Below are 20,187 nucleotides of genomic sequence, written 5' to 3' on the forward strand. Positions count from 1 at the left end.
ACAGCGCCAGACCCCCGTCTCGGGCGGGCGCGAATCGATAAGATCTTGAAAGTTGTACGACAGGAAAACGACAGCGAAGCACGGACAAGCTCTGTGTTCTGAGGACCCGATCTAGGAGTTTCCGTCCGTGACGACCGTCCAATCGCCTCCCGTACCCCCCACGGCGATACGTCCCAAAGTAGTGGCCCGCACCGGCCTGTACGCCGTGCTCGCCGCGAACGCGGCCGTCGTGACCCTCTTCGCCGTCCAGGCGGGCTTCGCCTCCAACGCGCTCGTCGTGATCGGCCGCTTCGCCGGCCTGTACAGCGCCCTGCTGATGGCGTTCCAGCTGTTGCTGGTGGCCCGGCTCCCCTGGCTGGACCGCCGCATCGGCATGGACCGGCTGACCAACTGGCACCGCTGGACCGGTTTCGGCCTGTTGTGGGCCTTGGTCTGCCATGTGGTGTTCATCACCTTCGGCTACGCCGAATCCTCGTCGATGAACCCGGTGAGCCAGCTCGTCGACCTCGCCGAGACCGTCGAGGGCGTGCTGCGTGCCGCCGTCGCGGTGGTGCTGATCCTGGTCATCGGCGGTGCCTCGGGCCGCTGGGCCCGCCGCCGCCTCGCCTACGAGACCTGGCACTTCATCCACCTGTACACCTACGTCGCCGTGGTGCTGGCCTTCACCCACCAGGTCGCGGTCGGCACGACCTTCACCACGTCGTCCGCCGCCACCGGCTACTGGTACGCGGTGTGGGGCGTGGCCCTCGGCTCGGTGTTCCTGGGCCGGCTGGTGCTGCCCCTGTGGCGGAACCGGCGCCACCGGCTGCGCGTCGAGGCCGTCGTCCCCGAGGCCGACAACGTCGTCAGCGTGTACATCACCGGTCGCGACCTGGACCGGCTGCCCGCCCGGGCCGGCCAGTTCTTCCTCTGGCGGTTCCTCACCAAGGACCGCTGGTGGCAGGCGAACCCCTTCTCCCTCTCGGCCGCGCCCGACGGCACCCGGCTGCGCCTCACCGCGAAGGCGGCCGGTGACGGCTCCGCCGGACTGCGCCATCTCGAGCCCGGTACCCGCGTTTTCGCCGAGGGCCCCTACGGCGCCTTCACCGCCATGCACCGGACCCGGCCCGAGGCGCTGCTCATCGCCGGCGGCGTCGGCGTCACCCCGATCCGGGCACTCCTCGAGGAGATCCACGGACACGCCGTGGTCATCTACCGGGTGGCCGGGGAACGGGATGCCGTGCTCTACGACGAGCTGCGCGAACTCGCCCTGGCCAAGGGCGCCGAGCTGCACCTGGTCACCGGGCCGCCGGTGCCCGACCGGCTGGCGCCGCGTGAACTGGCCGCGCTCGTACCGGACATCACCGAGCGGGACGTCTTCCTGTGCGGGCCGCCGCCGATGATGAACGCGGTCCTCGGCACCCTGCGCGAGCTGGACGTGCCCAAACCGCAGATCCACTTCGAACGCTTCAGCCTGGCCGGATGAGAGATACGAGAACACCGTGAAGCGAGTAATCCCCGCCCTGGTCCTGTCCGTGGCGGGTCTGATCCCGGTCTGGCGCTACGAGCCGTCGACCGGTACGACCTCCACCACCGAGTCCGCCTCGACGCCCTCCGTGTCCTCCTCCACGTCGTCCTCGGGCTCCCCGGGATCGACCACGTTCACCGGTACGACCGTCGCCACGGAGAAGGGCGACGTGCAGGTCCAGGTCACCTTCGAGGGCGACAGGATCACGGCCGTGGAGATGCTGAAGCAGCCGGACCATCCGCAGACGACCGCGGCGCTGCCGAAGCTGGTCGCGGAGACGCTGGCCGCGCAGAGTGCGGACATCGACACCGTCTCCGGCGCGACGGTCACGAGCGACGGATACCGGGAGTCCCTCCAGGCCGCGATCGACGCGAACGGCGCCTGACGTGCACCGCGTCGAACATGTGATGGGGTTCCCGGTCTCGCTGCGGGTCGACGACAGGGTCGTCCCCGACGGGGCCGGGGACGCCGTGTTCGCGTGGCTGCGCGAGGTCGACGCGCGGTTCAGCCCGTTCAAGGCAGACAGCGAGGTCTCCCGGTACGGCCGGGGCGAGCTGTCGGCCGACGAGCTGAGCGCCGACCTCGTCGAGGTGCTCGCCCTCTGCGAGCGGTACCGGGTGGCCACCGGCGGCGCCTTCGACGTCCGGCTGCCCGGCCGCGGACTGGACCCCTGCGCGGTGGTCAAGGGCTGGTCCGTGCAGCGGGCCGCGGAGCTGCTGACCCGGGCCGGGCTCACCCGGTTCTGTCTCAACGCCGGGGGTGACGTGGTCGTTTCCGGCGGGCCCTGGCGGGTCGGCGTACGGCATCCCGAGCTCGCCGACCGGCTGTGCGCCGTCCTCGACCTCACCGACGGGGCCGTGGCCACCTCCGCGCGCTACGAGCGCGGCGACCACATCCTCGACGGCCGCACCGGCCGTCCGGCGACCGGCCTCGACAGCCTCACGGTCGTGGCCCCGACCCTGACCGAGGCGGACGCCGTCGCCACGGCCGCCTTCGCCCTGGGCGCGGACGGTGTCGAGTGGGCGGCCGCGCGGGACGGCTGCGAGGTGTACGCCGTACTGCCCGGCGGACGCGTGCTGCGCAGCGCCGGGTTCCCGACGGCGGCGGCAGGGGCGCCCGCGTGAGGGCGGGGGCGGCCGTCCCGGGGATGGCCCGGTGGATGCCGGGGCGGCTCTTCGCGCCGATGCGGGCCGACCCCGTGCCCCTGCCCCTGGGCTGACGCTCCCGCATAACTGCTGTGGGTCACCGGTGTTCCGGTGACCCACGGGTCGTGCACCGGGGAAATGCCTTTCGCCCGGGTGCGGGTGGCGTGATCCCCTGGGGCATGAGCCTGACGACCGAGGTCTTCCTGGTGCGCGACGACGGTGACCTCGACATCCTGACCGGGGAGCGGGACGGTCGGCCGGACGGCACGGACCTGGCCGGCCCGGAGTCGTGGCGCACCCAGGTCTGGGGATCACGGGCCGTCCGCCGGATCGGCGCCCGGTTCCTGCCGGCGCTGGTGAGCGTGCACCACGGTGATGTCGTCGCCCCGGACGAGATCCCCGCCGTCCTGACGGAGATCGCCCTGGTGCGCGCCTGTTCGGAGCGGCTCGCCGCCGAGACCCGCCCGCCCGACCGGACGGCCGAGAGCCACCACTTCCACATCTCCAGCCGTCTCGACGGCATCGAGGCGAGCGCGCGGTACGCGCAGGGGGCCGGCGGCGGACTGCTGATCTGGTAAGCGGTCTAGACTCTCCCCGCAACGGCCCGAACTCGTATCGAGAGCGGGCGGAAATGGCCAGACCCGAAGGGTATTCGGCGCTTTGATACGGATAGATTCAGTCACCAAGCGATACCCGGACGGCACGGTGGCGGTCGACCGGCTTTCCCTCGACATACCGGACCGTTCGATCACCGTCCTGGTCGGCCCCTCGGGCTGTGGCAAGACGACCACCCTGCGGATGATCAACCGGATGGTCGAGCCCAGCGAGGGCACGATCCTCATCGACGGCGTCGACAGCCGTCAGCAGCCGGTCAACACCCTGCGCCGGTCCATGGGTTACGTCATCCAGAACGCCGGACTCTTCCAGCACCGGACGATCGTCGACAACATCGCGACCGTGCCCCGCATGCTCGGCTGGAGCAAGGACAAGGCCCGCGCGCGGGCCCGCGAGCTGATGGAACGGGTCGGACTCGACGCCTCGTTCGCCAAGCGCTATCCCTACCAGCTCTCCGGCGGCCAGCAGCAGCGCGTCGGCGTGGCCCGCGCGCTCGCCGCCGATCCGCCGGTGCTGCTGATGGACGAACCGTTCTCCGCCGTCGACCCCGTGGTCCGCAAGGGCCTCCAGGACGAACTGCTGCGCATTCAAGCCGAGTTGGGCAAGACCATCGTCTTCGTCACACATGACATCGACGAGGCCGTCAAGCTCGGCACGATGGTCGCCGTGCTGCGTACCGGCGGCAGGCTCGCCCAGTTCGCGCCGCCGGCCGAGCTGTTGTCCGATCCCGCGGACGCGTTCGTCGAGGACTTCCTCGGCGCGGACCGTGGCATCCGGCGCCTGTCCTTCTTCTCGTCCGCGGGCCTCGACCTGCTCACCACCCCGATCGTCGCGATCGACTCCACGGCCGAGCAGATCGCCGCACGGGGCGCGACCGACGCCCCCTACCTCCTCGTCACCGGTCTGGACGGCCGTCCGCTCGGCTGGAGCGAACCCGGCGCGCTGACGGCAGGTCGGATCGACGCCGACCGACTGCTCCCGTACGGGCGGCCGTTCGTCGCCGGACGCGACTCACTGCGAGCCGCCCTCGACTGCGCGGTCCTGTCGCCCACCGGCTGGGCGGTCGCCGTGGACACCGAGGGCCGGGCCGCCGGGGTCGTCTCGCAGACGGCCATCGGCGAGGCCATCCGCGGCGCCCACGCGGCAGGACGTGAGGAGCGGCCGACGCCCGAGGAGACCCCTCAGAAGGTCATCCGGTGAACCGCTTCTTCGACATCCCCAGCGACCTCCAGCACGACTGGTTCGGCCTGATCGGGCTCCATCTGCGCGAGGCACTGCTCCCGGTGCTGGGCGGGCTGCTGCTCGCGCTCCCGCTGGCCCAGCTGTGCGTGCGGCTGCGCTGGCTGTATCCGCCCGTGCTGTGGGTGACGACCGTGCTCTACGCCATCCCGTCGCTGGCCTTCTTCGTCGTCCTCATCGACTACACGGGCCAGACCGAACTGACGGTGATGATCCCGCTCACCGTCTACAGCCTGGTCGTGCTCGTGCCGGCCATCGTCGACGGCGTCCGTTCGGTCCCGCAGGAGACCCTCGCCGCCGCGACCGCCATGGGCTTCGGACCCGTGCGCCGGTACGTCCTGGTCCAGTTGCCGATCGCGGTGCCCGCCATCATCGCCGGGCTTCGGGTGGCCACCGTGTCCAGCATCAGCCTCGTCAGCGTCGGCATGCTGATCGGCAACCAGGGCGCGCTCGGCAATCTGCTGCACGACGCGCAGATCTACAACCGGCCCGAACTCGCCTGGAACTCCGTCATCACCAGCGCCGCCCTGGCGGTGCTCGCCGACGCCCTGCTGGTCGTCCTCCGGGTCCTGCTCACGCCCTGGATGCCGAGCGGCGCGCGCGGCGGAAAGACCAAGCCCGCCGGGGTCCGGCCCGAACCGGCCGTGCCCGCCCTGGAGGACGCAGCCCGGTGAACGTCATCAATTTCATCAACGCCTTCTTCAGCGACAGCGCGCACTGGCACGGCTACGACGGAATCCCCACCCGCGTGGGGGAACACGTCCAGTACTCCCTGGAGGCGCTGGCCCTCGCCGCCCTGATCGGGCTGCCGATCGGCCTGGTGACCGGTCACTACGGACGCGGCGGGAACGTCCTCTCCCTCGTCGCCACGGCCGGCCGGGCGCTTCCCACCTTCGGCCTGCTGGTGGTGACGACCATCGTGCTCGGCTTCGGCATGCTGCCCGTGATGATCCCGCTGGTCGTCCTCGCCGTCCCGCCGATCCTGGTCACCACCTACGAGGCGGTGCGCTCCGTCGACCCGTCCCCCGTGGACGCCGCACGCGGCATGGGCATGGGGGAGTCCGGCATCCTGCTGCGCGTCGAACTGCCCGTCGCGCTCCCGCTGATCTTCGGCGGTCTGCGGTCGGCGGCCATCCAGATCGTCTCCACGGCCACCATCGCCGCGTACGTCAGCCTCGGCGGCCTCGGCCGCTACATCGTCGACGGTCTCTACCAGCACGACTACGAGAAGGTGGTGGGCGGCGCCACCCTGGTCGCCGGCATGGCACTCGCGACGCTCGCGGTGTTCTGGGCGGCCGCCAAGGTGACGGTCTCGCCCGGGGTACGCGGGAGCAACTAGCCGCCGACGGCGTCGGATCCCCGGCGGCGACGGGGCTCAGGGCGGGAACGTACGCGGTGCGGGGGGAACGGCGTTCCCCCCGCACCGTAGTTCCGGTCCGGCCTGCCGTCAGCCGCCCGAGCGGGCCAGCGCCTGCTCCAGCACGACCAGCAGCGCGTCGCGCACCGAGCCGCGCTCGCGGGCGTCGAACACGAGCAGCGGTACGCCCTCGGACACGTCGAGAGCCCAGCGGACCTCGTCCAGCGTGTGCGCGATCTGTCCGTCGAAGGCGTTCACGGCGACGGCGAACGGGATCTGCTTGTGCTCGAAGTAGTCGACCGCCGCGTAACAGTCGTCGAGACGGCGGGTGTCCACGATGACGAGCCCGCCGACCGCGCCCTCCACGATGTCGTCCCACATGAAGCCGAACCGTTCCTGCCCCGGCGTGCCGAACAGGTACAGCTTCAGTGTCGGGTCGATGGTGATGCAGCCGAAGTCCATCGCCACCGTGGTCGTGGTCTTGCGCGGGGTGTGGCTGAGGTCGTCCACACCCGCCGCGACCTCGGTGATGGCCGCCTCGGTGGTCAGCGGCTCGATCTCGGAGATCGAGCCGACGGCGGTGGTCTTGCCCACGCCGAAGCCGCCCGCGATCACCAGTTTCACCGGCAGCGGCGGCCGTACGGCGGCCTGGCCGGCCGAGGTGCGGACCAGCGGTTCAGTCGGTGTCACGGAGTACCCCCCGGGAGTCGGGGATGGCCCGCAGGCCATCGATAACCCTGCGCAGAACGGATGCGTCGTGGGTGACGCCGGAGTCGGGCATGTGCACCGACAACTGCCCCGCCGTCCGGAGGTCCTCGGCGAGGACCCGCACCACGTTCAGGTGCAGCCGCAGCCTGGCCGCGATCTCCGCGATGGACTGCGGGACGCGGCAGGCGGCGACGATGTCGTGCTGTTCGAAGGAGAGCCGGTCGAGCGCGTCGAGCCCGCCGGTGGTGGCCACCAGCTGGGTCTCCACGGGCATCGTCCGGCCGGACGACGCCTCGCCGACGCCGCCCGCCACCCGGCCGGCGGTGACCAGGAAGGGCCGGACGGCGGGCGCGGGGCCGACGGGTACGACGCCGTCCTCGCCGGGCCCGCGCGGTGTGCGGCCGTCCGCCATCGGTGTTCGCTCTCTCTACGGTGGCACGCGCTCAGCGCGTACGCGTGGCGCCGACGCTGTTCTTCAGTTCCAGGACGAGCTGCGGGCTGAGCGCCGTGCCGGCGCGGTTGGCGAACACCGTCATCTCGTAGGCGATGTTGCCCAGCTTGGCCTCCTTGTCGGTGACGACGCCGAGCACGGCGCCGCTGCCGATCGCGGAGACCAGGACGTGGCCGCCCTCCAGGTCGATGATGACCTTGTTCAGGCCGCCCAGGCCGTAGTTGCCGGAGGCGCCCGCGGCCAGGCTCGTGATGCCCGAGACGATCGCGGCCAGCCGTTCGGAGTCGGCGTGCTCGCGCAGCTCCGACACCGCGATCAGCAGTCCGTCGGAGGACACCGCGATGGCGTCCACGACTCCCGCGGTCTCGGTGGCGAAGCGGTTGAGCAGCCAGGTGAAGTCGGCTGCGGCGGCCCGCAGGTCGGTCGGCTTGGCGTCTCCGGCGGGAGTCTCACCTGTCGACGTGCTCACTGCTCGGCTCCTTCCGGAAGGTGGTTCTGGTGGTGCGTGGTGTCCCGGCCGGTGATCGGGTCGGTGATCGGCTCGCTCCGGTCGGACGCGTCGGACGGCTCTGTCCGGTCGGTCCTGTCGGGCGAAACGTCGGGACGGTGGTCGTGCCGGCGGTCGTTCCGGCTGTCGGTCAGGGCTTCGGTGGTGGGGGTGGAGGCGAGCGGGCGGGTATCGGCGGGGCGAGGGTGCTCGCCGGTGTCGCGGTGCGCCCGGGCCACGGCCGCCTCGAACTCCTCCAGCGAGTCGCGTACGGCGTCCGCGTCGGCGGGTCGGGGGGCCTGCCGCGCGGCCTGCTGGGCGGCGGCGTCGGCGGTCGTCCGCAGCGTCGCGCCGCGCACCCGTCGACGGAGCGGACGGGAGCCGTCGGGCCCGACGGCGAACGGGTCCGCACCGGCCCCGGTGGGCGTGGAGAGGGGACCGGTGGAACCGGAGGCGCGGTCGGGACCGGAGCTGTGGTCGGGCGCGGGCGGTTCGCCGCCGCGGTCCGTCACGCCGTGCTCCGCCCCGCGGACGGAGTCGCCGGGGCCGCCGGTCGTACGGGCAGGGCCGCCCTCGGAGCCGGACGTGCGGGCGTGCGGCGCGGGCGACTGCGTCCGGGCGGCGGGCCGGGAACCGGTGTCGTGGAGGTGCGCCGACTCCGCCGGACCGGCGGGCGTGCGTTCCGCCGTACGGGCGTGCTCCCCGGGCTCGTCCTCCGCGCGGGCGTGGAGCGTCGCCTCGGCCGTGCGCGGCGCCGGGATCCCGACACCGGCCGGGTAGGGACGGGCCGCGGACCCACCCGCGGAGGCCGGGAGGCCGGTGTCAGCGGTTTCCGCGGAGGCGTCCGCCCCTGTCCCCGGCGTGCCGGTGGCGGTGACGTCGTCCCCTTCCTGCGACTGCCGCTCGTCCGGGGACGGATCGCGGCGGGGGACCCGGCGCGGGAGCGCGGTCGCGTCGTCCTCGCTCGTGGCCCAGGACGGAACCGTGGCCGGGACGGAGGACGACGGCGAGGGGCCGGCAGGGGGTGCCGACGGGGCGGCGAGGGCCGCGCCGGCCGGGGAGGAAGGTGTGCCGGCGGAGACCGGACGGCCCACCGGACCCAGCTCGCTCATCGTCAGGAGCAGCGTCGACGGGATGAGCACCTCGGCCGTCACGCCGCCGCCCGGGGTGCGGGAGAGGGTGACGTCGACGTCCCAGCGGCGGGCCAGCGCACCGACCACGAACAGGCCGAGCACCTTCGTCGGGACGACGTCGAGACGTTCGCGGCGCACGAGGCGGGAGTTCTCCTCGGCGATCCGCTCGGCGCTCATACCGAGACCGTGGTCGGCGACGGTGATCGAGGCGCCGTCGACGTCGGCGCCGACGACCACCTCCACGGGGCTGCCCTCCGGCGAGAACGACACGGCGTTCTCCAGGAGTTCGGCGATCATCAGGGTGAGGTCACCGATGATGTCGGGCTCCACCATGGCCTCGGTCGCGGCGCGCAGCCGAACCCGCTGGAAGCCCTCGATCTGGCCCAGCGCGGCACGTACGACGTTGGTGAGTTCGGTCGGCCCGGCGTCCAGGACGGTCTCGCGGATGCCGGCCAGCAGCATCAGGCTGTCGGCGTTGCGACGCAGCCGGACCGCGATGTGGTCGATGGAGTAGAGGCGTTCGAGGAGGGCCGGGTCGGTCTCGCCGCGCTCCACCGCGTCGATCAAAGCGAGCTGACGCGTCGTCAGGTTACTGACGCGACGGCCGACGTTGCCGAACATCTCGGCGACGTTGCGGCGGCTGAGCACCTGGCGCTCGAGCAGGGCGGCCGCGGTCGTCTGCACGTTGTTGAAGGCCTCGGCGAGTTCACCGATCTCGTCGTCCGCGGTGACCGGCAGCTCGCGCAGGCGCGGGGGACCGGACTCCTCGGCGTCGTCGTCGGCGACCCGGGCGAGTTCGCGGCCCGCGACATCGGCGACCTCCTGGGCCGCTCCCGTCAGCGCCAGCACCGGGCGGACCACGGAGCGGCGTACCAGGATGGAGAAGGCGATCCACAGGGCGAAGCAGAGCAGCGCCAGGGTCAGCAGCAGGCCCGCGCGCCACTGGGCGCTGGAGGCGGTGTCGTCGGCCCGGTCGGCGATCTGGTCGATGAGCGACGCGGTGATCTTCAGCCGGGTCCGGGCCTGTGTGCTGTAGTCGGGGTAGGAGGCGATGGCCGCACGGAACGCGGTACGGATCTCGGCCTTCGACTCGGCCTGGAGCGCGCTGGGGTCCACGGCCAGTTCGGCGTAGTGCTGACCGATCGAGGCCTGCGAGGCGTTGTGCTCGATGCCGCCGAACTCCTCGTTCTGCGTCTCGCTGGCGAACCGCTCGAACCGCTCGGCCTGATAGGTGAACAGCTCGTAGGAGCCCACCGCGCCGGTGAACTCGATGAGCGCGTTGCTGTCGCCGGTCCGGGCGGAGAACACGCCGGTCTCGAAGGCGCCGTGCGCGGCGTCGGCGCGCAGCAGCGAGTCGAGGAGGTTGCCGGTGAACGTCGTCGCGAGACCGGCGTTGCGGTCCAGGCCCAGACCGTCGATGAGGCCGTCGGCCGCACCCGAGTACGCCGGGTCGATGTTGTCGGCGGGCAGATAGCCCTGCTCGATGGTGGCCCGCAGGCCGGCCAGGCCCTGGACTTCCTTGAGGGCCTGCACCTCGGTGTCCGGGAGCCGGTCGCCGAAGGCGTCGACCACCTTGCGCACCTGCGCGTCCACAGCGGACTGGGCCTGCCGGTAGCCGTCGGTGGAGGGGGTGCCGCCGTCGAAGGACGCCTCGTGCCGCACGGAGAGCAGGATCGCCTGCTGGTGTTCGTCCTGGAGCGTGGCGACGAGCTGGGCGACCTGCGCGCTGTCCCGCACCAGTTGGGCGGCGTCCTCCGCGCGGTCGGACTCCTGCACCAGGTCGACGATGAGGTACGTCAGCAGCAGCGCGATCACCGTCAGCGGGATACCGACGAGTACGTTCAGCTTCCGCTGGAAGGGCCACCGGTCGGCGAAGCCTCGCAGGCCCCGGCGCGCGGACGTCGGTGCCGAGGATGCCGACCGGGCGGACGCGTCCACCTCTTTCGTGGACACCGGGCCTCCTTCGAGAAGGTGCTGTGGGCGTGCAAGGGGGGTCGCATGCATGCCCAGTTCCTGCACACACGTGTCCGAATATGAATGATACGGAAGCGGCCCCCGCACACCGCTGTGGCCGACGCCGACTGCTGTGGCGGACGCCAACTCCGGCGAGACTATCGCCTATTCGAACGGCCGAGCGCGTTGCCCTACGTCAAGAATCCATTACGAACAGGTGTACTGGAGCCGTTCAGGGGCCTTCGGAGGGGTACACAGGTGATCTCCCGATCCGTGCGCCAGTGATCACGGATCGAAGCCAATCGGTAACCCGACCCCTCTTGACTGATCAAGAAGCGGGTGGATTGGATCAGGCCAGAGTGTTTGAGTTCTCATCAACCCCCCAGCCCGGAACGGGAACCGTGACTTCCAACGCCCACAGCAGCAGGTCCCTGAGGAACCACCCCGGTGCGGCGGCCGTCGCCCTCGCAGCGGTGACGGTCCTGCTGGCGGGATGCTCCTCCTCGTCCGACGACACCTCCGACCCGCTCGCCGGCGACAAGGCGGCCGGTGACACCGTGGTCGTCGGCTCCAACAACTTCGCCGAAAGCATCCTGATCGCCGACATCTACGGCGAGGCCCTGAAGGCCAAGGGCATCAAGGTGTCCTACAAGCCCAACATCGGCAGCCGGGAGACCACGTACGGCCTGCTCAAGAACGGTTCGATCACCGTCCTGCCGGAATACAACGGCTCGCTGCTGGCCTACCTGGACGCGAAGGCCGAGCAGACCTCGCTCGCGACCGTGAACGCCGCTGCGACGGCCAAGCTCGACTCCAAGCTCACGCTGCTGGAGTCGTCGCCGGCCGAGGACAAGGACTCCGTCACGGTCAACGCGGAGACCGCCAAGAAGTACAACCTCACGGCGACGTCCACGCTCGCCGACCTCAAGGACATCGCGCCGGAACTGGTCCTCGGCGGCTCGCCCGAGTTCCAGACCCGCCAGCAGGGCATCCTCGGCCTGGAGTCGGTGTACGGGCTGAAGTTCAAGTCCTTCAAGGCACTCGACGCGGGCGGTCCGCTGACCCAGGCCGCGCTCAAGAAGAACACCGTGCAGGCCGCGGACATCTTCACCACGGACCCGACCATCACCAAGGAGAAGTTCGTCGTCCTCCAGGACCCGAAGAACCTCTTCGGATTCGCGAACGTGACCCCGCTGGTCTACAAGAGCGGACTCTCCCAGGAGGGCGTCGACGCGCTCAACGCCGTCTCCGCCAAGCTCGACACCAAGACCCTGCTCGACCTGGACTCGCAGGTCCAGCTGGAGAGCAAGGACCCGCTGGACGTCGCCAAGGCCTGGCTGAAGTCGGCCGGACTCGGCTGAGGTTCCACCGGAGCACGTGAACCGTTGGACACGGCAGCAAACGGACGGAGCCGGGTTCACCCGCACCACGGGGGCGCCCGGGTCGTCCTGAACGGAACCGCCCTCACCGTCGGCGAGCTGATCGCGCTCGCCGACGGTGCGGCCGTTCCCGCGGTGGCCCCCGAGGCCCGTGAGCGGGCCGCCCTCTCCTGGCGCACCGCGCAACGACTCGCCGCCGCCGGACGGCTGTACGGCCGTGGCACCGGCGTCGGCGCGCAGCGCTCGGTGCCGGTCGACGAGGGCGACGAGAGCGCGCACGGGCTGCGCCTGCTGCGCAGCCACGCGGGGGGAGCGGGCGCCCTGCTCCCCGCTCGCCAGGTCCGCGCCCTGCTCGCGGTGCGCGCCAACCAGCTGCTCGCCGGGGGCTCCGGCATCCAGCCCGCCCTCATCGACGCCCTGGTGGACGCCCTCCGTCTAGGTGTCCACCCGGCCGTCAACGAATACGGCGGGGTCGGCACCGGAGACTTGACGGCGCTGGCCCAGACCGGCCTGACGCTGATCGGCGAACAACCCTGGCTGAGTTCGGAGACGACCCGGCCGACGCATCCGCCGGGACCGGACGGCCGGCCGGCGGGCCGGATGGAGCGGGCTGAGCCGGGCGGCGACCCGGCACCCGAGCCCGCGTCCGAGCCCGCACCCGAGCCCGCGATCGACCCGGACAGGCGCCGGGCCGGTTCCTCACGCACGGGCGGACCGGCGGACACGGCGGCCACGACGTCTGCGGCGGCCACGACGTGTGCGGCGGCGACGGCGGTCCCCCGCACCGAGTCCGCCACCACGACCCACATCGTCACTCCCGCCGTTCGGCTCGTCACCCTGACCGGACCCGCCGACCGGACCGTCTACGTCCCCGTCTCCGCTCCCCTCTCCGCTCCCGTTCCCGAGTCCGCTCCCGTTCCCGAGTCCGCATCCACTCCCGAGTCCGCATCCACTCCCGACTCCGCACCCGCTCCCGTCACGGCGGCCGCCTCCGTCCCCGGCGCAGGCCCGTCCGCCGGACTCCCGGCCCCGGTGATCCTCCAGCCCGGTGACGCGCTGGCACTGCTCAGCAGCAACGCCCTCGCGCTGGGGCAGGCGGCGCTCGCCCAGCAGCGGCTGGACGTACTGCTGCGGGCCACGCATGCCGTCGCCGCTCTTTCCCTCGCGGCGGTCTCGGGCTCGCCGGAGGCGTACGCCGCGCCCGTGCACGCCCTTCGGCCCTACCCCGGCGCGGCCCGTGCGGCCGGGGAGGTGCGGCGGCTGCTCGGGCTGCCCGACCGGCCGCGCCGCCAGGGCCGGCGCATCCAGGACCCCTTCGGCTTCCGGGCCTTCCCGCAGGCGCACGGATGTGCCCTGGACGCCTCCGAGCGACTGCGTGACGTCATCGAGGTGGAGGTCAACTGTCCGTCGGAGAACCCCCTCATGGATCCCGACGGGGCGGCCGCCTTTCATCACGGTGGCTTCTTCGCGGCACCCCTGGGCCTTGCCCTGGACGCCGCCGTCCTCGCCCTGTTGCAGACCGCGCAGCTCTCCGCCGCCCGGCTGACGGCGCTCGGCGACCCCGGGATCACCGGCCTGCCCGCGTTCCTCGCCGGTGGGCCCGCTACCAGCTCGGGCACGATGATCCTGGAGTACACCGCCAACTCCGCTCTTGCGGAGCTGCGTTCGGCGGCCGCACCCGCTTCGGCGGGCCACGCCGTCCTGTCGCGCGGCCTGGAGGAGGCCGCCAGCTTCGCCGGACAGGCCGCCCGCCAGACCGCACGGGCGACGGACGCCTACACCACCGTCCTCGCCTGTGAACTCGTCGCAGCCGTCCGGGCCTTGAGGATGAGCCCGGTCCTGGGCGAGTCTCCGCCGCCGACCGCGGTCTTCGCCGCGGCGGCGGCCGTCCTCCCGGCGGGCACGGAGGACCGTCCCCTGACCGCAGACGTGACGGCGGCCGCCGAACTGCTGTCCGATCTGGCCGAGTTGTGATCCGGAACCGAGGACGCGCCGGGCCCCGGTGACGGACCGCGCTCAGTAACCCACGTAGAACGTCGCGTCCTGCTTCTCGGTGGTCGTCGAGACCGGGTCGATGCGCAGCACGTAGTTGGCATGCCGTAGATAGCGCGTCGGGTTGTTGTAGGAACGGAACGACGCCCATCCGGAGTCCGCCAGGCCCGCCGTACGGTAGAAGGTCGCGTCACCGGCGAACGCCGAAGTGCCGTCGTTGACGTCCAGTTGGAGCTGGTAGTTGTAGTGCCGCAGGTACCGGGTCGGGTAGTTCACCGACTGGAAGGAGACCCCGGAGCTGTCGGCCAGGCCGGGGACGAGCTTCCACTGCGAGTCGGTGTACAGATCGAAGGGGTACGTGTCGATGCGACCGACGTAGTTGGCGTGCCGGACGTAGCGGTCCGGGTAGTTGTAGGACTTGAGCCGGTTCCAGGCCGGGGCGCCCCACTTGGCGACGAGGTTGCTGTACTGCGTGCCGGTGATCGTGGTGATGCCGCAGTGCTTGGAGTTCACCGGCTGGGTGTAGGTCCGCTGGTCGAGCGCGCTCCAGGTGTCCGCCGCGAGGTCGGTGGACTGCCAGGCGTAGAAGACTCCGTTCGGCGTGTAGGTGTCCCCCCAGAGCCACCAGGTGCTGGAGGTGAGTGACTTGACGAGGGTCGGGGCCTCGGTGCCGCCGTGGGCGACCCCCGTGGTGAAGACCGTGAAGCTGCCCGGGTCGAGGGAGCTGGAGCGCGCGCCCACCAGCGTCTGGTCCTTCTTGAAGTACAGGTAGTTGACGCCGTTCACCCCTACGGCCATGTCGCCGTCGATCACGTCGTAGCCGGGGTCGAAGAAGACCTGGGGCGCCGAGGCGGTGACGAAGTCGGTGGTGTAGTTGACCATGATCACGTTGTGGCCGCTGGAGTTGACGGCGGAGTAGATGAGCGCGTACTGCCCCCGGCCCGCGTCCCAGAACGCCTCCGGCGCCCAGCTGTGGGTGTTCATGTCGTGCAGCTTCAGCCGGTGGTAGCCGGTGAAGGTGCGCAGGTCGGTCGAGTTCCACACGTGCACGTACTGGCTGACGTAGCTCCAGTCGGTGCCCTTGAGGTCGGTGGCGATCACGACGTAGGTGCCGTCCTGCTTGCGCAGGATGAACGGGTCGCGCAGCCCCAGCGCGCCCTCCGTGGGCGTGACCACGGGGTTGTTCTGGTTCAGCGGCATCCAGTGCAGCCCGTCCGTGCTGACGGCGAGGTGGAGGCCGTAGTCGGTACCGGCGCCGAGGCTGGTCGATTCGGTGAAGTAGCTCATCACGTAGGCCGAATCGGCCGCGTGGGCGGACGGGACGCCGAGGGTGAGGGCCAGGGGGACGGAGGCGGCCGCGCCCAGGACGAGGCGGCGGGAGGGGTTGGGGGTCATCTGCGCTCCAGGGGTGCGGGGGTACCCTTTGATGTCGACCCGAGGTTCGAAATGTCGAACCAGGTTCGGTGAGTCGGTCAGAAAGTAGGGGTGCGCGGGGAACAGGTCAATCACCGGGACGCGCTTGGCGGTTTCCCGCCGTGCGGCGGTGAGCGGTCCACGGAAATTGCGGCGAGACCGTCGGCCCGCACGGGCTAGTCTCGGCGACCGTGAACAGGAGACGGCAGAAGAAACTGACGCGGCGTCTGGTGTCGGCGGTGATGTTCGAGGGTGGCGGCCCTCGGATCGACATGCTGTTGCGAGCCGGCGCCGACCCGGCCGCCGCCGATCCCGACGGGACAACGCCGTTGTACGTGGCCTGCGTTCAGGGAGAGGCCGACAACGCGCGTCGACTGCTCGAGGCGGGTGCGCCGCCCGACGCCGAGAGCGCGGGCCCGGGCGCCGAGGGAACCCCGCTGTGCGCGGCGGCCTGTTGGGGCCATCTCGACGCCGTCCGCACCCTGCTCGCACACGGCGCCGACCCCAACCTCCGCGAGGACCACGGCACCGGGCTCACCCCACTGGAGTGGGCGGTCGCGGGACCGCATCCGGAAACGATGGCCGCACTGCGCGCCGCGGGCGCCCGCTGACGAAGTCCCGCACAGACGCAATCCAGCGCACTCGGACGCCGTCGGGCGTCGGGCGGTCGTGCCGTCGAGCCGCGCGGGTGGCCGTGCGGGCGATCGTCAGGTGCCGGGGCCGCGGGCGGCCGATCAGTGTGCCGGGCTCGACCGGAGTACGACGTCCTCGATCAGCCGGTCGATCAGCGCGATCAGTACCTCCCGGCACGAGTCACGCTCCCGCGCGTCGCACAGCAGCACGGGAACATGGTCCGGCAACGCCAATGACTCCTGGATCTCCTCCGCCGGATACGGGTGCGACCCATGGAAACCGTTGGCCGCGACGACGAACGGGACGCCCCTGCGCTCGAAGAAGTCGATCGCGGCGAAACTGGACTCCGGCCTGCGCACATCGATGAGCACCACGGCCCCGAGGGCGCCGATCGCCAGGTCGTTCCACATGAACCAGAACCGCTGCTGGCCCGGCGTGCCGAAGAGGTACAGCACCAGGTCCTCGCCGATGGTGATCCGTCCGAAGTCCAGGGCCACGGTGGTGGACCGTTTCTCCTCGATGCCCTTCAGGTCGTCCACCTCCAGCCCGGCGACGGTCAGCGGCTCCTCCGTGCGCAGCGGGGCGATCTCGCTGACCGCCCCCACCATGGTGGTCTTTCCCACGCCGAAGCCACCGGCGATGAGGATCTTCACCGTGTCCGGTGCGACGTCCGGTCCGGCGCCGAGGACGGGGACAGCGGTGGAATCAGATCCGGCCAAGGCCGTCCCTCACTTTCGCCAGCAGATCGAGATCCGGGGTGCCGGTGACGGGGCGGGGCGGCCGGGCCGTGATCAGGCCCGCCTCCAGCAGGTCGCAGAGCATGATGACGACCACGCTCACCGGCAGGTCGAGACGGGCCGCGACCTCCGCCACGGCGAGTGGCCGGGCGCACAGCCGCAGGATCCGGTTGTGCTCCGGCTGCGGCCGAGCGGCCCGCTCGGGCGGCGGGTCGACCGCGGTCACCGTGGTGATGAGCGTGAAGTCGGCGCGGCTGGGCCGGGTCCGGCCACCGATGAGGGTGAACGGCCTGACGAGCCGGCCCGCTTCGTCGCCTCCGCTCACCTCACCCGCCGTTGGTGCGGACGGCGGGACCGACATGGGCCCGCGGTGCCGCGCTGAGGTGCTCGCCGATCTTCTTCACCAGCATGTTCATCTGGTACGCCACCACGCCGACGTCCGCGTTCTTCCCCGCCAGGACGACGAGGTGAGCCCCCGGGCCGGCCGAGGTGAGGATCAGGTAGCTGTTGGCCATCTCGATGAGCGCCTGGCGTACCGGGCCACCACGGAAATCCATGCTGACGCCCTTGCTGAGACTCATCAGGCCGGACGCGGTCGCCGCCAGCCGTTCGGCGTCCTCGCGCAGGAAACCGGTGGACTTGCTCACCACCAGCCCGTCCTCGGAGAGTACGACGGCCTGGTTCACGTCGGCTACCCGGTCCACGAGACCGGTGAGCAGCTGGTCGAGCTGGGTGTTCGTGCCAGGGATGGAGCGTGTCATCGCAAGTCCTTCATGAGCGGTCGGCGGGCGGTGTCGAGGTCCGGTGGGGGCTCGCGGTGGTGACCGGCGGGCCGGAGACCTCCTCGTCGGATGGTTCCTGCGGGTCGTCGAGCGACAGGTCGGCGTCGGCGTGTGCACGCAGCGTGCCTCGCTGGAAAGCGCCGAGGGAAGAGGCGGCACGCTCCGCCGTGAAGTCGTCCGGGCAACCGTCCTCCCCGTCCGTCGCGGTGGACGAGGTGGACGCGGCGTCCTCGCGCAGCTCGGTGGCGAGGCTGGTCTGCGGGACCCTGCGGGGCAACGGGGTGAGACCTTCGGCCCGGGCGGCCTTGCCCGGCGCCCGGTCCGCGTCGGTCCGCACCCCGCCGGCCCGGGAGCGCGTGTCGCTCACAACGCCCGACGCACCGGCCCCCGGGAGCGGCGAGGCGGACCCTTCGGCGCCGGACCTGCCGCGCTCCCGCGCCGCGTCGGGTGTGTCCCGGGGAGGCGACGGGAGGTCCGCCTCCGGCGCGGGGGCCCCGACGCTCGGCAGCGCACCGGGGGTCTCCGCGAACCGGTCAGCCGGTTCTTCCGGGTCCGCCGGATCGGCCGGGGCCAGGGCCACCGGGTCTGCCGGGTCCGACTGGTCCGCCGGGTCCGACTGGTCCGCCGGGTCTGCCGGGTCTGCCGGGTCCGATGAACCGGGGGTCTCGTGGACCACGATGTCGTGCGGGACCAGCACGATCGCCGTGGTGCCGCCGTACGGTGACGAGCGCAGGGTGACGGCGATGCCGTGCCGGGTCGCCAGCCGGGCGATCACGAACATGCCCAGCCGCAGGTCGTCGGCGAGCGCCACCACGTCGAACTGGGGAGGCACCGCCAACTGCGCGTTGAACGAGGCGTAGTCGTCCTCCGACATACCGAGTCCGCGGTCCTCGACCTCGATCGCCAGACCCTTGGCGACCAGTGCGGCCCGGACCCCGACCGGGCTGGGCGCCGGCGAGTAGGACGTCGCGTTGTCGATCAGCTCGGCGAGCAGATGGATCACGTCCGCCACGGCGGGCGGCGCGATGTACACCTCCTCCTCGGTGTGCACCTCCGCCCTCCGGTACTCGGCGACCTCCCCGACGGCACTGCGCAGGATGTCGATCAGCGCCACGGGCTCCGTCCAGCTGCGCCCCGGCCGGCCCCCGCTGATGATGACGAGGTTCTCCTCGTAGCGCCGCAACTGGCTTGCCGTGGAGTCCAGTTCGTACAGGCCGGAGAGCACGTCCGGGTCCTGGTGCCGCCGCTCCAGGGCGTCGAGCTTGCTGAGCTGGAGGTTGACCAGGTTCTGGCTCTGCCGGGCGATGCCCAGGATGACCTTCTGGAATCCCCGCCGGGTGTCGGCGAGTTCGACCGCCGTGTGGACGGCGGTGCGCTGTGCCGTGTTGAACGCCGCTGCCACCTGGCCCAGTTCGTCGCCGCCGTAGTCCAGCGGCGGGGTGGCCGAGTCCACGTCCACCGTCTCACCCCGGTCGAGCCGGGCGACGACGTCCGGGAGCCGTTCGTGTGCCAGGCTCAGCGTGGCCATCCGCAGCCCGTGCAGCCGCCGGGACAGCGAGCGGGTGATACGCCAGGACATGCCGACGCACAGCAGCAGGGCGACGAGACCGCCGGCGCTGAGCGAGGCGGCCGTGATGAGCAGCTCACGCGCTTCGTCCGCGCTGTGCTGGAGCAGCGCCGTGGTCTGTAGCCGGATCAGTCCCGAGTACTGGTCGGAGACGTCGACGAGTGCGGCCCGCCACTGCTTCTGCACGTCCGGCAGGGCGATGTCACCGTTGTCGCTCTGATCCGCGCGGGCCGCGAGCACCTTGTCCTCCACGGACTCCAGGATCTGCCACTGGTAGCTCGTCAGGATCTTCTCGGTCTGGGCCTTCGCGGCACCGGTGAGGGAGGGGACGATCTGGTCCTGCACGAGCCAGCGCCGGGTGTTCACCAACTGGGCGAACTTCGCCCACGCCTTCTCGTCCATCCGCTGCCGGGGCCCCGCGAGGGTGAGCTGGAGGTCCTCCTCGGAGACCAGTTCGGCGGCGTGTTCCAGCGCGACGAGCGGCCCGGCCTGCGAGGTGAGGTCACCGTCGTCGACCTGGGACAGCTCCTGGAAGGCGTGGATCTGGTCGTCGATGATCGACGTGTACTGGTCCAGTGCCTGAGCGGCGGTGATGTCGACGGGGTCGTCCACCTGGCCCCGGTAGTACTCCAGGCTGCCCACGGAGGCGACGACCGAGTACATCCGGTCCCTGACGCGGTCGGACGCTTGCTGGATGTCGTCCGACCGGGCGACGAGTTCGGCGACCGCCGCGTCCGTCTGCTCGCGCTGGGCCTCCAGAGCGGCCCGGGAGCCGACGGGCCGCGAGGCCAGCCACACGGCGGACAGGCTGCGCTCCCGCTGGAGCATGAGCGTCGCCTCGGTCCCCATGGCGCCGGTGGACCGGCTCAGTTCGGTCTGCGCGCGCAGCCGGAGTCCCTCCGCGAACATCTGGGTGGTCGTCACTCCCCACATGGCGGCGAGGGTGACGCTGGGCACCAGCGCCAGCAGGATCAGGGAGAGACGTATGGAGCCGAGACGTCGGCGCCGGGCACCTGTCCGTGGAGACATAGTCGTCCTAGAGCGATCAGCGAGGGGGAGGGGGAGGGGGGAAAGGAAGGACGGAGAAGG

Annotated in this window: 19 protein-coding genes; 10 read left to right on the top strand and 9 right to left on the bottom strand. The window is 71.4% G+C overall.

What is annotated here, in order from left to right:
• Positions 1–127 precede the first annotated feature (127 nt).
• The 7 genes from AOQ37_RS29545 (at position 128) to AOQ37_RS29575 (ending at position 5,845) form a co-directional block, all read left to right on the top strand.
• On the top strand, positions 128–1,465 hold the full coding sequence (locus tag AOQ37_RS29545; RefSeq protein ID WP_062648692.1) for a ferredoxin reductase family protein: 1,338 nt from the start codon (positions 128–130) through the stop codon (positions 1,463–1,465).
• A gap of 16 nt (positions 1,466–1,481) precedes the next feature.
• Complete coding sequence (locus tag AOQ37_RS29550) at positions 1,482–1,892, top strand: FMN-binding protein (RefSeq protein WP_062648694.1); 411 nt, start codon at positions 1,482–1,484, stop codon at positions 1,890–1,892.
• A 1-nt stretch (position 1,893) separates the two neighbouring features.
• The gene (locus tag AOQ37_RS29555) at positions 1,894–2,631 is read left to right on the top strand and encodes an FAD:protein FMN transferase (RefSeq protein WP_062648697.1); all 738 of its coding nucleotides are present in this window, start codon (positions 1,894–1,896) and stop codon (positions 2,629–2,631) included.
• A 200-nt stretch (positions 2,632–2,831) separates the two neighbouring features.
• Positions 2,832–3,230, top strand: coding sequence for a hypothetical protein (locus tag AOQ37_RS29560; protein ID WP_062649024.1), 399 nt, complete (start codon positions 2,832–2,834; stop codon positions 3,228–3,230).
• Between the two features lie 82 nt (positions 3,231–3,312).
• Positions 3,313–4,467: an ABC transporter ATP-binding protein gene (locus AOQ37_RS29565; RefSeq protein WP_078890409.1), complete on the top strand. Its 1,155-nt coding sequence runs from the start codon at positions 3,313–3,315 to the stop codon at positions 4,465–4,467.
• Entirely contained in the window at positions 4,464–5,180 is a 717-nt protein-coding gene (locus AOQ37_RS29570) for an ABC transporter permease (protein ID WP_062648701.1), read from the top strand. Before AOQ37_RS29565 ends, AOQ37_RS29570 begins: the two co-directional genes overlap by 4 nt.
• Positions 5,177–5,845, top strand: coding sequence for an ABC transporter permease (locus AOQ37_RS29575; RefSeq protein WP_062648703.1), 669 nt, complete (start codon positions 5,177–5,179; stop codon positions 5,843–5,845). The genes AOQ37_RS29570 and AOQ37_RS29575 overlap by 4 nt, the downstream gene beginning before the upstream one ends.
• A gap of 108 nt (positions 5,846–5,953) precedes the next feature.
• Here AOQ37_RS29575 and AOQ37_RS29580 read toward each other — a convergent pair whose 3' ends face one another.
• From AOQ37_RS29580 to AOQ37_RS29595, 4 genes are read right to left on the bottom strand one after another with little or no spacing between them, the layout of a single operon-like run.
• Entirely contained in the window at positions 5,954–6,553 is a 600-nt protein-coding gene (locus AOQ37_RS29580) for a GTP-binding protein (protein ID WP_020125271.1), read from the bottom strand.
• A complete protein-coding gene (locus AOQ37_RS29585; protein WP_062648705.1) occupies positions 6,540–6,983 on the bottom strand; it encodes a DUF742 domain-containing protein in 444 nt (147 codons plus the stop codon). Before AOQ37_RS29585 ends, AOQ37_RS29580 begins: the two co-directional genes overlap by 14 nt.
• Before the next feature lie 31 nt (positions 6,984–7,014).
• Positions 7,015–7,491 carry a roadblock/LC7 domain-containing protein gene (locus tag AOQ37_RS29590; protein WP_020125273.1) on the bottom strand — a complete coding sequence of 159 codons (477 nt, stop codon included), beginning with the start codon at positions 7,489–7,491 and terminating at the stop codon, positions 7,015–7,017.
• On the bottom strand, positions 7,488–10,595 hold the full coding sequence (locus AOQ37_RS29595) for a sensor histidine kinase (RefSeq protein WP_062648706.1): 3,108 nt from the start codon (positions 10,593–10,595) through the stop codon (positions 7,488–7,490). The genes AOQ37_RS29590 and AOQ37_RS29595 overlap by 4 nt, the downstream gene beginning before the upstream one ends.
• A 401-nt stretch (positions 10,596–10,996) precedes the next feature.
• Here AOQ37_RS29595 and AOQ37_RS29600 point away from each other — a divergent pair, with 401 nt between their 5' ends.
• Complete coding sequence (locus AOQ37_RS29600; protein ID WP_062648708.1) at positions 10,997–11,956, top strand: ABC transporter substrate-binding protein; 960 nt, start codon at positions 10,997–10,999, stop codon at positions 11,954–11,956.
• 24 nt (positions 11,957–11,980) lie between these two features.
• Complete coding sequence (locus AOQ37_RS29605; protein WP_062648710.1) at positions 11,981–13,948, top strand: aromatic amino acid lyase; 1,968 nt, start codon at positions 11,981–11,983, stop codon at positions 13,946–13,948.
• A 42-nt stretch (positions 13,949–13,990) separates the two neighbouring features.
• On the opposite strand, the gene AOQ37_RS29610 is transcribed toward AOQ37_RS29605, so the two are convergent.
• Complete coding sequence (locus AOQ37_RS29610; protein WP_062648711.1) at positions 13,991–15,361, bottom strand: glycoside hydrolase family 43 protein; 1,371 nt, start codon at positions 15,359–15,361, stop codon at positions 13,991–13,993.
• 209 nt (positions 15,362–15,570) lie between these two features.
• Between AOQ37_RS29610 and AOQ37_RS29615 the strand changes: the two genes are divergently transcribed.
• A complete protein-coding gene (locus tag AOQ37_RS29615) occupies positions 15,571–15,990 on the top strand; it encodes an ankyrin repeat domain-containing protein (RefSeq protein ID WP_062648713.1) in 420 nt (139 codons plus the stop codon).
• 123 nt (positions 15,991–16,113) lie between these two features.
• Here the strand turns inward: AOQ37_RS29615 and AOQ37_RS29620 are convergent, their stop codons facing one another.
• Genes AOQ37_RS29620 through AOQ37_RS29635 form a run of 4 tightly spaced genes read right to left on the bottom strand, consistent with a single transcriptional unit; the run spans position 16,114 to position 20,127 of the window.
• Positions 16,114–16,731, bottom strand: a complete 618-nt coding sequence (locus AOQ37_RS29620) for a GTP-binding protein (RefSeq protein ID WP_062648715.1) — start codon at positions 16,729–16,731, stop codon at positions 16,114–16,116.
• Positions 16,718–17,074: a DUF742 domain-containing protein gene (locus AOQ37_RS29625; RefSeq protein ID WP_062648717.1), complete on the bottom strand. Its 357-nt coding sequence runs from the start codon at positions 17,072–17,074 to the stop codon at positions 16,718–16,720. Before AOQ37_RS29625 ends, AOQ37_RS29620 begins: the two co-directional genes overlap by 14 nt.
• A gap of 1 nt (position 17,075) precedes the next feature.
• Complete coding sequence (locus AOQ37_RS29630; RefSeq protein WP_020125285.1) at positions 17,076–17,510, bottom strand: roadblock/LC7 domain-containing protein; 435 nt, start codon at positions 17,508–17,510, stop codon at positions 17,076–17,078.
• Positions 17,511–17,520: 10 nt separating this feature from the next.
• Positions 17,521–20,127: a sensor histidine kinase gene (locus AOQ37_RS29635; protein ID WP_062648719.1), complete on the bottom strand. Its 2,607-nt coding sequence runs from the start codon at positions 20,125–20,127 to the stop codon at positions 17,521–17,523.
• Positions 20,128–20,187: the final 60 nt, after the last annotated feature.

This window comes from Streptomyces maremycinicus, from assembly GCF_001184025.1.
GTDB classification, from domain to species: domain Bacteria; phylum Actinomycetota; class Actinomycetes; order Streptomycetales; family Streptomycetaceae; genus Streptomyces; species Streptomyces maremycinicus.

Bases quoted from the DNA above. Each gene is read 5' to 3' on its own strand.
- AOQ37_RS29560 (WP_062649024.1), top strand. From the start codon at position 2,832: ATGAGCCTGACGACCGAGGTCTTCCTGGTGCGCGACGACGGTGACCTC.
- AOQ37_RS29585 (WP_062648705.1), bottom strand. From the start codon at position 6,983: ATGGCGGACGGCCGCACACCGCGCGGGCCCGGCGAGGACGGCGTCGTA.
- AOQ37_RS29610 (WP_062648711.1), bottom strand. From the start codon at position 15,361: ATGACCCCCAACCCCTCCCGCCGCCTCGTCCTGGGCGCGGCCGCCTCC.
- AOQ37_RS29630 (WP_020125285.1), bottom strand. From the start codon at position 17,510: ATGACACGCTCCATCCCTGGCACGAACACCCAGCTCGACCAGCTGCTC.
- AOQ37_RS29635 (WP_062648719.1), bottom strand. From the start codon at position 20,127: ATGTCTCCACGGACAGGTGCCCGGCGCCGACGTCTCGGCTCCATACGT.